The organism is Streptomyces triticagri (assembly GCF_003429565.1).
GTDB classification, from domain to species: domain Bacteria; phylum Actinomycetota; class Actinomycetes; order Streptomycetales; family Streptomycetaceae; genus Streptomyces; species Streptomyces triticagri.
The window spans coordinates 63,545-75,452 of record NZ_QUAK01000068.1; the positions used below are offsets into that span (position 1 = coordinate 63,545).

General features: G+C 73.2%; 10 protein-coding genes. 4 read left to right on the forward strand and 6 right to left on the reverse strand.

Annotation, left to right across the window (positions count from 1 at the left end; translation table 11 throughout):
* The first annotated feature begins 16 nt into the window (after nt 1-16).
* Both DY218_RS12560 and DY218_RS12565 read left to right on the forward strand, forming a co-directional pair.
* Nucleotides 17-1,006 carry a GNAT family N-acetyltransferase gene (locus DY218_RS12560; RefSeq protein ID WP_128556060.1) on the forward strand — a complete coding sequence of 330 codons (990 nt, stop codon included), beginning with the start codon at nt 17-19 and terminating at the stop codon, nt 1,004-1,006.
* Nucleotides 1,003-1,446 carry a hypothetical protein gene (locus tag DY218_RS12565; RefSeq protein WP_128556061.1) on the forward strand — a complete coding sequence of 148 codons (444 nt, stop codon included), beginning with the start codon at nt 1,003-1,005 and terminating at the stop codon, nt 1,444-1,446. Before DY218_RS12560 ends, DY218_RS12565 begins: the two co-directional genes overlap by 4 nt.
* Before the next feature lie 97 nt (nt 1,447-1,543).
* Here DY218_RS12565 and DY218_RS12570 read toward each other — a convergent pair whose 3' ends face one another.
* From DY218_RS12570 to DY218_RS12595, 6 genes are all read right to left on the reverse strand, one after another.
* Nucleotides 1,544-2,242: a pyridoxine/pyridoxamine 5'-phosphate oxidase gene (locus tag DY218_RS12570; protein ID WP_128556062.1), complete on the reverse strand. Its 699-nt coding sequence runs from the start codon at nt 2,240-2,242 to the stop codon at nt 1,544-1,546.
* 53 nt (nt 2,243-2,295) lie between these two features.
* Nucleotides 2,296-4,881: a bifunctional serine/threonine-protein kinase/ABC transporter substrate-binding protein gene (locus DY218_RS12575; protein WP_128556063.1), complete on the reverse strand. Its 2,586-nt coding sequence runs from the start codon at nt 4,879-4,881 to the stop codon at nt 2,296-2,298.
* Nucleotides 4,882-5,063: 182 nt separating this feature from the next.
* On the reverse strand, nt 5,064-5,243 hold the full coding sequence (locus DY218_RS12580) for a hypothetical protein (protein ID WP_128556064.1): 180 nt from the start codon (nt 5,241-5,243) through the stop codon (nt 5,064-5,066).
* 78 nt (nt 5,244-5,321) lie between these two features.
* A complete protein-coding gene (locus tag DY218_RS12585) occupies nt 5,322-8,108 on the reverse strand; it encodes an outer membrane protein assembly factor BamB family protein (RefSeq protein ID WP_158574028.1) in 2,787 nt (928 codons plus the stop codon).
* 136 nt (nt 8,109-8,244) lie between these two features.
* Nucleotides 8,245-8,670 (reverse strand): pyridoxamine 5'-phosphate oxidase family protein, encoded by a 426-nt coding sequence (locus tag DY218_RS12590; protein ID WP_128556066.1) that lies wholly within the window; start codon nt 8,668-8,670, stop codon nt 8,245-8,247.
* A 175-nt stretch (nt 8,671-8,845) separates the two neighbouring features.
* On the reverse strand, nt 8,846-10,096 hold the full coding sequence (locus tag DY218_RS12595; protein WP_128556067.1) for a thiolase C-terminal domain-containing protein: 1,251 nt from the start codon (nt 10,094-10,096) through the stop codon (nt 8,846-8,848).
* A gap of 57 nt (nt 10,097-10,153) precedes the next feature.
* Between DY218_RS12595 and DY218_RS12600 the strand changes: the two genes are divergently transcribed.
* Nucleotides 10,154-10,522 (forward strand): iron chaperone, encoded by a 369-nt coding sequence (locus DY218_RS12600; RefSeq protein ID WP_128556068.1) that lies wholly within the window; start codon nt 10,154-10,156, stop codon nt 10,520-10,522.
* A gap of 115 nt (nt 10,523-10,637) precedes the next feature.
* Nucleotides 10,638-11,908, forward strand: a 1,271-nt coding sequence (locus DY218_RS12605) for an acyl-CoA dehydrogenase family protein (protein WP_128556069.1), incomplete at its 3' end; no start/stop codon positions are given.

Genomic DNA, 11,908 nt, shown 5'->3' on the forward strand with positions numbered 1-11,908 from the left:
CCGGGGATCATGAAGCATGGACTCGTACGCGGAACAGCAGCCGGGTGGGGCGGAGCAACAGGGCGATGAGCGGGGCGACAAGCAGCGCGAGGCGCGCGGTCCGGGCGGGGAACTGCCGCCGGAGGGGGAGCAGTGGCACTTCACCGGGGACCCGGACGTGTTCCTCGGGCGGGCCGGGGAGTTCCTGACGGCCGAGCCGGCGCTGCACACCGTACTGCTGAGCGTCCTGGACACGCTGCGGACGGCCGGGCTCGACGCCTATGGGCAGCGCGCGCCGCTGTTCGGCGACCGGACGGACGCCGCAGGGGATGTCATCGGGGCGTTCGTGTGGACACCGCCGCATCCGCTCCAGCTGAGCGCGGTGAGCGCCGCCGCTGCCGCGGAGCTGGCCGGACATCTCGAAGGTGAGGAACTCGACGGCGTCTCAGGCGTGTTCGCGACGGCCGAGGCCTTCGCCGGCGCCTGGTACGAACAGTCCGGCTGCGGCTCGGAACTCCAGTTCCACCAGCGCCTCTACCGGCTCGGCGTGCTCAGTCCTCCGGTGCCCGCACCACCGGGCCGGGCCCGGATCGCCACCCGGGCGGACCGGGGCCTTCTGATGCGCTGGTACACCGAATTCGTGCAGGGCGCGGGGCACGGCGACAGCGCCGACCCGGGGGAGTGGGTCGACCGGCGCCTCGCATACGGCGGACTCACCCTCTGGGAGGGCGAGCCGGACGCCTCCGGGGTGCCGGAGCCGCTCGCGATGGCGGGCCGCACCCGGGAGACCGCCGGCCAGGTGCGGATCGCGCCCGTCTACACCCCGCGCGAACTGCGCGGCCGCGGATACGCGGGCGCGGTCACCGCCGAGGTCAGCCGGATGGCGCGGGCCACTGGCGCCGATGAGGTGCTCCTCTTCACCGACCTCGCCAACCCGACCTCCAACAGCCTCTACCAGCGCCTCGGATACCGTCCCGTCCGGGACTTCGCGGTGATCGCCTTCACGGGCGGCGGACAGGGGACGTGACCGTGGGGCAGCGGGCCCGAATCGTCTGCGGCCTGGTCTCGGCCGCCCTGTTCGGGTGGATGGTGTGGACCTTCTGCGCAGGCCCGGACTTCGAGTTCGGCAAGGCACAGAGCGGGAGTTACGGGTTCGAGGCCAGGTGCGAGCCGCTGCTCTGGGGTGTGGGTGTGAGCTGGGGCGGCACGCCCGGGCCCGCCGAGCTCGGCAGCTCGCCGCACCGCGGCTTCGACGTGGTCGAGGGCGAACTGCCCGGATCGACCGACGGCGCGGACGCGGAGGAGCGCCTGCGCCTGCGCACCGCCGTGGTGAACGAGGTCGCCCGCTACTGCGACCGCGCCCGCGACGGCCAGTCGGCCCTCATCGGCATCGCCGCGGTCCCGGCGGCGGCGCTTGCCGCGGCGGCATTCCTGGGCCGCTCATCGGCCGGCCGCCGGGAGGGATGAACGACTGGCAGCTCTAGGGCCGCAGCGGTCAGGTAGGGCTGAACGGCCTGCAGCTCTACGGCCACAGCAGCCAGGTAGGGCTGAACGACTGGCAGCCCTACGGCCACAGCAGTGTGCGCTGCCAATCGCCTTCCGCGGTACGTGCGTACGTGAGGCGGATGTGCCGGCGCCGTGCGTCGCCCTGGAAGAACTCGACCTCGTCGGGGGCGAGCGCGTACAGCGTCCAGGTCGGCACATCGGCGGCCGGATTGCTCCGCGCGTACTGCCAGGCGGCCTCCGACGCCCGCGCCAACTCGGCCGGTGAATCCAGTACTTCGCTCTGGTGGCCGACGAGCGCGGCGGCCAGCGCGCCGGTGGACCGGGCGTGCAGATCGGCGAGTGCCGCGGCCGGAGGCGCGGTCGTGACCCGGCCGCGGAGGCGGATCTGGCGTCCGCGGGCGGGCCAGTAGAAGTGCAGGGCGGCCTCCGGGCGTTCGGCGAGCTGGCGGCCCTTGCGGCTGCCGGCGTGGGTGGCGAAGTGCCAGCCGTGCTCGTCCGCGTCGTGCAGCATCACCGTACGGACGTCGGGGTGGCCCGCCGCGTCGGCCGTGGCGAGTGCCATGGTGTGCGGTTCGGTCTGCCTCGCGGCGACGGCCTCGGCGAACCAGTCGTGGAAGAGGGCGAGCGGATCCGCCGGCGCGGAACCCGGGTCGAACCCGGGCAACTCGATGTCCCACACGCGCTGTTCACGCAGCAGCCGGCGGAATTCGGTCTGGCGGGGCTGGGGGTCCTGCGCGTGCTGCTGTCCCTGGTCCATGACGTCATCCAACCGCACTCACCGGCGCGGGCGCTGCGCTCGCGGGCGCCGCGCTACGGCGCGGTGGGCAGCTGTCCCACCTGCTTCCAGGTGCCGCCCTCGAGCCGGTCGAGCCAGAGCGGGACCATCGCCGTCGAGTAGGAGTCGCGTGGCACGTAGGAGCCGTTGACGGTCTCGACGGTGTGCTGGTCCAGCTCGGTGGTGAATTCGATGGCGGCCTCGCGGGCCGGTCGGTCCGGATCGAGTGCGCCGACGATGCGCGCGGTGAGCCGCGCGGCGCGGTACTCGTCGATCGCGCCTCGACGGTGCGGCAGCGCCTTCGCCTTCCGGCAGAAATCCGGGTGGGCGGGCGAGCACGACTGGCCCGTCACGAAGCGCGAGACGGAACGGAAGCGGAAGGTGCCCTCCGGTGCCGTCCCGTTCGTCTCCTTGCCGCCGGCCGAACAGCGGTCCGCCGGATTCTTCGCGTCCGGCTGGTCGTTGATCATGATCTTGCCGTCGAAACCCGCCGCCCTCAGCCTGCTCGCGGTGAACCCGGCCTTCTCGTCCGGGGCGTCGATGACCACGGTGTCGGGCTTTCGCTTCTCGAGGACGGCCCGTGCCGCCGCGACCGACCTGGTCTGCTCCAGGTAGCCGGCGCTGCCGGTGGCCCCGCGCGCCGAGTCCTTGAACTCCGCGAGCAGCGACCCGGCCAAGCCGTCGCCTTCCACGTAGTCGGACAGGACGAGCAGCTTCTTGGTGCCGAGCACTCGACTCAGGTGCGCGGAGAGTTGCATGGCCTGGTCCTCCACGGTGGGCAGCAGGTTGAGGCTCTGCGGAGACAGGCCGGAGACCGGCGCGGAGGACTGGTGGCAGGTGCTGATCACCGGTACGGACGACTGCTCGACGAGCTCGGGCGACGTCTCGCCGACCACGGCGATCAAGCCCGGAATCCTCTCGTCCGGGTCCAACAGCGCGTCGAAGTCCTGGGGGCGCTCGACCCGCTTCTCGACAACCTTCGGCGGATCCTCGACCTTGTCACGGAGCGCCTTGCGCAGCTCACGTGCCAGGAACGACTGCTTGGTCTCCCCCGCCTTGCCGGTGTCGGGCGCGCTGGTGATCACGGCGATGGTGGGCGGGCCGCCCGACCCGCCCAGGCCTGCGGCGCCTTCGTCGTCCGTCCCGTCCTCGTCGTCCGCCCCGTATTCGTCGTCGGTTCCGTCTTCGTCGCCCCAGTCGAGGTCCGTATCGGAGTCGTCCACTTCACTGCCGGTGTCGCCGCGCTTGTCCCGCTCCCAGTCGCTGTAGATCGACGGCGCGAACATGAGGCATACGACGAACATGAGGAGGATCGAGGCGCCGAGACGACTGCCCTGTCCCGCACGCTGCGGCTCCTCGTACGGATCGGGCCCCCGGACCGACTCGTCATGGCTGCGGATGCGCTGGACGCGCCGCGAGTCGATGCCCCGCTCCCCGTACGGATCCGGCGAGGCGTTCAGCACCTCGTTGTGCCGCCGCTTGCGCTCGGCGGTGCTCAGATCCGTGCGGGCGGGGCGGTACGGCGGGGTCGGACGTGCGGCACGGGGCGCGGGCGGTGGCGCGGGCTGGGGCGGTGGCGCCGGCTGGGGCGGTGGCGCGGGATCGGGATCCGGATCGGGCGCTGGATCGGGCTCCTCGGCCGGGTCCGGGTCCGGTCGTACGGGACGGGGCTCGGCGGCCGTCGCGGTGGCGCTCTCCCGTGCCTCCCGCACCCGCTGCAAGGCCTCCGCGGCGTCCGCCGGGCGTTCCTGAGGAAGCTTCGCCATCAGCTGGAGGATCAACCGGTCGACCACGGGCGGGAGTTCGGGCCGGGCGCGGCTCGGGAGCAGAGGCTTGTCCGTGAGGTGGTTGTACATGACGCCGGCGGAGGGGCCGACGAACGGAGGCCGCCCGATGAGGAGTTCGTACAGGACACAGCCGAGTGCGTAGAGGTCGATGCGTCCGTCGCCGCGCTCCATGCGGAACTGCTCGGGGGCCATGTAGAGGACGCTGCCGAGCGGCGTCTGTCCCGTGCGGGTGAGCCGGGACGCCGACTCCAGGCCGTCCAGAAAAGTCGCGATGCCGAAGTCGAGGACCTGGACGCGGCCGTCGGGGCCGAGCATCAGGTTCCCGGGTTTGATGTCGCGGTGGACGACGCCCGCGGTGTGTGCGACCTGCAGGGCGGTGCAGACCTGCTCGGTCCACTCCAGGGCGGTGTCGAGCGGGATGCGCCCGTCGTCGCGCAGCACCTCCTGGAAGGAACGGCCGGGCAGCAACTCCATGACGAGGTACGGGATATCGGCCCCGGAGCGATCGTCGGGACCGACCGCCTCGTCGGGACCGGCCGTCTCGTCGGGACCGGCCGTCCCTCGGGCGTCGTCCGCCACCGCGTGGCCCGTGCCGTGGTCGAAGACGGTGACGATGTGCGGACTGCTGAGGGCCGCGGCCGCTCTCGCCTCGCGCCGGAAGCGGGCGAGGAGCTCCTCGCGCTCGGGTCCGGTCACGTCTCCGGCCGGCGCGAAGACCTTGACCGCGACCTCGCGTCCCAATTCCTCGTCCCTGGCTCGCCACACCTCGCCCATGCCGCCCGCACCGATGGCTTCCGCCAGCCGGTACCGGCCGTCGAGCAGTTTCCCCCGCACTTGCCTCGCCCCCGTGCCGCGGGCGCATCGGCCGCACGCCCGCCCTCCCGAGCGTAGGACCGGAGCGCCCCGCTCGGTAGCCGTTTCGGCGAGCGGCCACCCACGGCGCAGAGCAGCCGTCCACAGCGCAGGCCCCCGGCGTCCGTGCCACCGCACGCCGGGGTTCGACTCCCGCCGGTGGACTACAAGTTGCCCGAGAAGACGAAGCGCGGGTCTTCGTCCAGCTCATTCCCGGTGATCTCGTACCAGACGTGCCCCACGTCGTTCACACACCGCAGATAGCCGCGGACCGCGGTGCCCTTGGCGATGTAGCCGGTTATCCGCGCCGCCGAGCTGGCGCCGATCCGTACCACCGTGCACACCGAACGATCCGTGCACGATGAAGATCCGGGATCTTGAGCGCCGGTCCGCTCGTCAAGGCATGTACGTGCCGCCCTGCGTCACCCGCGTCCGCGCAACTCCCGTATCTCGAAGGCGGATCCCGAGCCGATCGGCTCGAGACCGATGTCCCCGCGAGTGAAGATCCCGTACGTGCCGTCCGTCTCCTGCAGCCACCCGGGCAGGGCCTTGCCCACCCGCCGGCCGCGGGCGTCGTACGCGTAGTACTTCGTCTCGTCCCGCCGGTCCGTGGCGGCCAGCAGCCACCGCCCGGTGGCGCCGTATCCGTCGAGCGCGGCGAGCCGCGGGAGGGTGCGCAGTGTCGCCTTGCGCCCGTCTGCGGCGATCTCGACGGTCACCGGGAAGCGATTCGCCGTCAATCCGCCGGTGCGGCCCGCCGTGCACACCACCAGGGCGCTCTTGCCGCGGACTTCCTCACCGCCGTTGCACGCGAGCAGCGGTATCAGGGTGCGGGTGAGCCGGCGGCCGCTGTCCGGGGTGAGTACCACGGAACTCTCCGAGCCGTCCGCACCCAGGCCGACGATGACCGCGCGGTCCGAGACCGACCGGGTCCGCGCGCCCGTCGTCCCCTGCTCCTTCGCCTCGTACGACCACTTCTTCCGGCCGTCGCGCAGGCCGACCGCGACAACGGACCCGGAGTCCTTGCCTCCGTACCCCACCTTGCTCCGGCCGTCCGCCGCCCGGTCGGCGACGACCAGCTCTCCGGTGATGCCCCGGGCCCCGAGCCCGTCGGCCTCCCAGAGCTTGCGCCCGGACTTCGCGTCGTGGGCGAGGGTGCGCACGCGGTCGGCGCCGCCGCCGTCCGCACGGCCGGTCACCGTGGTGATCACGGTGCTGCCCGAGGAACCCTCGAGCGAGGCCGTCTCCCGCTCCGTGTCGGAGAGCCGGATCCGCCACTTCAGCTTGCCGTCACGCAGCGAGAGGCCCGCGATGCCCTCCTCCTCGGAGTCCTCCTTGCCGTACTCGACGACGAGTTCCCCGCCGACGACGGCCGAGCGGATCGACAGATTCCCGCCGAGGCGGAGGCCTTCGCCCAGGTCCTTGCCGGTGTCCCGGTGCCAGCGCTCCTTGCCCGTGCGCGGATCGGCCACGACGATGCGGAACACGTCGTCGTCCTCGCGCAGTTCGCCCGCGTAGATCACGACGCCGCCGGCCAGGTCCACGCGCTGCAGAGTGCCGAGCCCGCTGTCCAGGGCGCCCTCCGGGAGGTCCTGCGGCATTCCGTTGCGCCCGGCGCCGGTGGACCACAGCGGCCGGTCGCCGTGCTCGACCGGCGTCACCTCGGGGCTGCGCTCCTTGCGGGGCTCGGGCGGCCGCTGCTCGCCCGTCGCCGCCCGGTGCACCACCAGATCGCGGGCGTCGCTCACCGTGTCCTGCCGCTCCGGAAGAGTCAGAAACGCCGTGTACCGGGACGAGAACGCGAGGGCCTCGCCGGGGAGTTCGTCACGCAGCACGTTCCCCGCGCGGTCCGCCGCCGCGTGCCGGTACCCCTCCTCCCGGATGCCCTTGCCCCCGCTCACATACAGCCGGTCCCCGTGCACGGCGTCCAGGCTGTACGAGGCGCCGTCCCCGCCGTCGACCGGCTTGCGCTCCGCCTCGACCGCCTTGAACGCTGCCTTGCCCTTGCCCTCTGCGGAATCCGCCTCGCCCCTGCCCTTCGCGGAAGCCGCGTCGCCCTTCCGGTCGCCGGAAGCCGGCGCGCGCAGGGTCGCGAGGGAGCCGTCGCCGGTGTCGATGCAGCCGATCAGCGATGCGCCGTCGGACCTGCAGGTGCGGAACTTGCCGTCCAGCTCCTGCAGTTCACGTCCGGTACGGGTGTCGACGGTCACCACCCGGGACAGCTCCTCGGGCCCGCTCCCGCTGCCGCCCTCGGTGACCAGCACGGCACGCCCCGGCACCACGGCCGCCAGGCGCGAGGTGTCGTACCGGTCGCCCAGGTCCCACTTCGCCTTGCCGGTATGTGCGTCGAGGGCCAGTACCGCGCTCTGCCTCGACTCCTCCTCCCAGGGCACACCCTCGGTGTTCCCGGACGAGCCGAGCACCGTGTCCCCGGCCAGGCGGTACGCCCAGGAGGCCGAGCCCTCGCCGTCGTACTCCCAGCGGACCTTGCCGTCGGAGGCGCGCAGGGCCACGGTCCGCAGGGCCGTCTTCTTGTCCGCCCCGACGCCCACGAGCACGGTGCCGTCGTCCGCGTCGAGCAGAGTGAGGACCTGATCGCGCACGTCGTCGCCCGCGTCGCCCGCCTTCGGCCTGAGCAAGGGCCGCTTCCAGCCGACCCTCCCGTCCTTCAGGGACAGGGCGGCGATGCCGCGGACCTTCTCCTCGCCGTTCTCCCGCTCCTCGGAGTACGGCACCAGGACCACCGGTCCGTCGTCCGCACCGTCGAGCACCACAGGACGGCCGTCCGCGTCCCCGAACTGGCGGGCCAGATAGCTCTCGTACTCGCCCGCCACCACCGCGCCGTCGCCGCCGCGCAGCGGATCGCCGCCGTCCGCGTACCAGCGCAGCTCGCCGGTCTCGGCATCGGCGACGGCGAGGCGGCTGCGGTGTGCGGCGGTGTCTCCGGTGACCACCGCGGTGCGCCCGCGCAGCACCGCGCCGACCGTCCGCTTCAGACCGAGGTCACGCCCCGTCCACAGGGCCTTCTCGGCGTACGAGATCGGCCGTGGCGCCTTGTCCCCGTCGGGCAGCTCGGCCCGGCCCCCGTCCCCGCTCGTGCAGCCGGTCACGGCGAGCAGCAGGGCCACGAGTCCGGCCAGGGCGGCCGTCACCAGCCGTCCGACCCGCCTGTCGTGCGTCCCCTCGGCGGTGCTCCGCGCGTCGTTCATCGTTCCCCCCGAACCGTTCCCCCGTACCCGTTCCCCCGTACTCATGCCTCCCGCGTCTCTGCCGTCGACCGGAAGGCTCCCGAGCCTAGGTCGGAGGCCTGTCCTGCCGATAGGCCGGGACGGCCGGATCGGTGTCTCAGATCTGTCCCAGATCCGAGGCCACCCAGCGCTCCGGGCGCAGCCGGATCACCACCTGCTCGCCGTGCTCCCGCCAGGCGAAGTCGACGTATCCCTGCACCTTCTCCGCCGGCAGGTACCGCGCCGAGAGCTCCTCGAGGAGCTCCCGCGTCGCCGGCTCGGTGCCGATGACGGGGCCCTCCACCGACACGTACCGGATCGTCGGCTCCAGGTGCTCGACCATGAGCGTGAAGCGGCCGGCGGCGGCGATGAGACGGGCCTTGCGGGAGTCCGCGCCGGTCAGGATCCATACGTCACCGCCCGGCTCGTACTGGTACCAGATGGGGACCGCGAGTGGTGCGCGGCCCTCGCCGGCGTCCACCGCGAGCGCGGCGATGTGCGGTTCGGCGAGGAACTGCTCGCGTTCGTCTCGGCTGAGGGCCACGGGAGTCTCCTTCGGTACGGCGGGCCGCTGTCCGGGCCTCCCGGCCGCGCAGCGAGCCGACGGGAGGCGTCTGTGCCGGAGAACTCCCGGCGCACCGCGACCATTCCGACCGGCCCACGACTTCACTCGTACGGAGTGTTCGAGCGCACGCGCCCCCGGGAGCGCGCGGGAGCGCTCAGCCGCGCCCCAGCACCAGCGTCCCCGAGGAGCAGAACCAGCCGCCCGTGCCGGAGGCGACCGCGAGCTCGGGAAGCCGGCCGCCGGCCTTGGTGACCTGGCCGTCGCCCGCCTCGCCGCGCAGCTGCCGTACGGCCTCCACGACGAGGAACAGGCCGCGCATGCCCGGGTGTTGGGCGGAGAGTCCGCCGCCGTCGGTGTTCACGGGGAGGTCGCCGTCGCGCAGCAGCCGGCCCTTCTCGACGAACGCCCCGCCCTCGCCCTTGGTGCAGAGACCGAGGTCCTCGAGGGTCACCAGGGTCATGTAGGTGAAGGCGTCGTAGAGCTCGGCGAGATCGATCTCCGTGGGGCGCACGCCCGCGCGTTCGAAGGCGAGCCGGCCACTGACCGCGGCCGACGAGACGGTGAAGTCGTCCCACTCGGACATGGTGGTGTGCGAGACGTGCTCGCCGCTGCCGAGCACCCAGACGGGGTCCTTCGCGCAGTCCGCCACGAGTTCCTCGGAGACCAGCAGGACGGCGGCGCCGCCGTCGCTGCGGATGCAGCAGTGCAGCTTGGTGAACGGATCGGCGATCATCGGCCCGGACAGCACCTCGTCGACGGTGATCGGCGTCCGGTACATCGCCTCCGGATTGTGCGCGGCATTGGCCCGCGCCTGCACGGCGACCTCGGCCAGCTGCTCCAGGGTCGTCCCGTAGGTGTGCTGGTGGCGGCGGGCGGCCATCGCGTACTTGGCGATCAGGGTATGGCCGTACGGGACCTCGAACTGCAAGGGGCCGCGCGCGCCGAAGGACAGGTTCGAGGTGCGGCGGCCGGCCTTGATGTCGGCCCGTGCGGTGGAGCCGTAGACGAGGAGTACGGCCTTGGCGCGGCCTGCGGCGATCGCGTCGGCCGCGTGGGCCGCCATCACCTCCCAGGTGGAGCCGCCCACCGAGGTCGAGTCGACCCAGGTGGGCTTCAGGCCCAGGTACTCGGCGACCTCGACCGGCGCGAGCGTGCCGAGCCCCGCGGAGGCGAAGCCGTCGATCACGGACCGGTCGAGCCCCGAGTCGGCGAGCGCCCGCCGGGCGGCCTGCGCGTGCAACTGGTACGGGGTGGCGTCATCGACCCGGCCGCAGTCGGAGAGCGCGATCCCGGCGACCGCGACGCGGCGGCCGGGGGCGCGTACGTAGGGCGTGGGGGAAGGGGTGCGCGCGGACGGTATGTCGGGGTCGGGCCCAGGCCCGGCAGGAGCGGGGTGATCGGCCATGGATCTGACGGTACATCAGGTATCGCGGGCCCCGACAGCCCTTCGTAGACTCGGCGCATGGTGCAGAGCGACGCACGGGACGTGGACGACTACCTCGCCGAGGCCTCCGAGGCGAGGCGCGACGTGCTCACCCGCCTGCGCGACCTCTGCCGCACCGAACTGGGCCCGGACTTCACCGAGGTGATGGCGTACGGCATGCCCGGCTACGAGCGTGACGGCACCCTCGAGATCAGCTGGGCCAGCCAGAAGCAGTACATCTCCCTCTACCTCCTGCGCGCCGATGTGCGCGACGCGATGGCGGAACGCCTCGCGGGGCAGGACATGGGCAAGGGCTGTCTGCGTTTCCGTACGCCGGAGCGGGTGGACCTCGATCTGGTGCGCGATCTGCTGCGGGCCACGGCGCGGGGGCGCGGCGAGGTCTGCTGATCGGGCCCGTGCGGGTCCCTCGATCCGGTCCGGCGCAGGGGTGGGCATCTCCGGGGCCCGGCCCTAGCATGACGGCCCGTCAGATCCGGTCTTCGGACCCGGGAGGAGCCCGTCGATGGATGCAGCCCTGACCGCGGAACAGGACGAGATCCGCCGCACCCTGCGCGAACTGCTCGCCGAGCACGGCGCGGCAGCGGGCCCGCCGGGTGGTGGGGCGGCGGCGGATCCGGGCGGCCGGAACGGCGCCGGTTCCACCCCCGACGGGTACGGACCCGCCGTCCGCTCGGCCCTCGCGCGGCGGCTCGCACTGCCGGGGTGTGCGCTGCCGCAGGCGTACGGCGGCCGAGGCGGCACGCTCGCCCAACTGGCCTCGAGACACGCGGAATTGGGACGCCACCTGGTCCCGTCTCCGGCGCTCGCCACGGGCGGGCTCGTCGCCCCGCTGGTGGCCCGGCTCGGTACGGACGCGCAGCGCAGCGCGCTGCTGCCGCGGATCGCCTCCGGCGAGCTGACCGCCGCACTCGCCGTACCGGGATCCGGCCTGGCCGCCGCGCTCGGCCTGATCGGCGATGCGGGCGACGAGCCATGGTCGGGCGGCGGCCGTGCGGGCGGCGTGCAGGCCAGGTGGCAGGACACGCCCGGGGCGGCGGACGGCGGCTGGCGCCTGTACGGGCAGGCCGATCAGGTCCTCGACGGCCACACCGCCGACGTCCTCCTGGTCGCGGCCCACACCGGCGGCTTCGCCCGCTCCCGCACGCTGCTGTTCCTGGTACGCACGGAGGCGCACGGCGGTGCCGATGCCGGCGCCGACGACGGTGTGCGTGCGGGCACCGCCACCGATACCGCCACCGATACCGCCACCGATATCGCCACCGATACCGCCACCGATACCGCCACAGGCACCGATGACGGCGTCACCGCGACAGGCACCGATACCGCCATCACAGCCCCCGCCGCGGACGCGCCCCCCGAGGAGCGCGCGTCACACCCAGGGCTCCACCCGCGGGCCCCGCTGACCCGCTGCCGCCAGCCGTCGCTCGACCCCACCCGCCCCCTCGCACGTATCGAACTACGTGACTGCACAGCCGAATTGCTCGGCAGCGACGACGCCGGCGAGGTGGCCGCCGCACTCGCGGAGACCGGCCGGACGGCGGCCGTACTGGTCGCGGCGGAGGCGTTCGGTGCCGCGGGACGGGCCCTGGAGCGGGCGGCCGCCACGCACGGCGCAGAGCCGACCGCCCGGGCCCGGCTCGGCGAGGTGTACGCGACGGTCCGCGGCGCGGGCTCGTCCGTGTACCACGCGGCGTGGACGGCGGGCGCGGCCGCGGAGACGACCGGTGACCCGGCGGCGAACGGTGCCACGACATCCGGCGCCCCCGCCGCGGC

Excerpts from the sequence above, each read along its gene's own strand:
- DY218_RS12560 (WP_128556060.1), top strand. The coding sequence starts at position 17 with ATGGACTCGTACGCGGAACAGCAGCCGGGTGGGGCGGAGCAACAGGGC.
- DY218_RS12570 (WP_128556062.1), bottom strand. The coding sequence starts at position 2,242 with ATGGACCAGGGACAGCAGCACGCGCAGGACCCCCAGCCCCGCCAGACC.
- DY218_RS12585 (WP_158574028.1), bottom strand. The coding sequence starts at position 8,108 with ATGAACGACGCGCGGAGCACCGCCGAGGGGACGCACGACAGGCGGGTC.
- DY218_RS12595 (WP_128556067.1), bottom strand. The coding sequence starts at position 10,096 with ATGGCCGATCACCCCGCTCCTGCCGGGCCTGGGCCCGACCCCGACATA.
- DY218_RS12600 (WP_128556068.1), top strand. The coding sequence starts at position 10,154 with ATGGTGCAGAGCGACGCACGGGACGTGGACGACTACCTCGCCGAGGCC.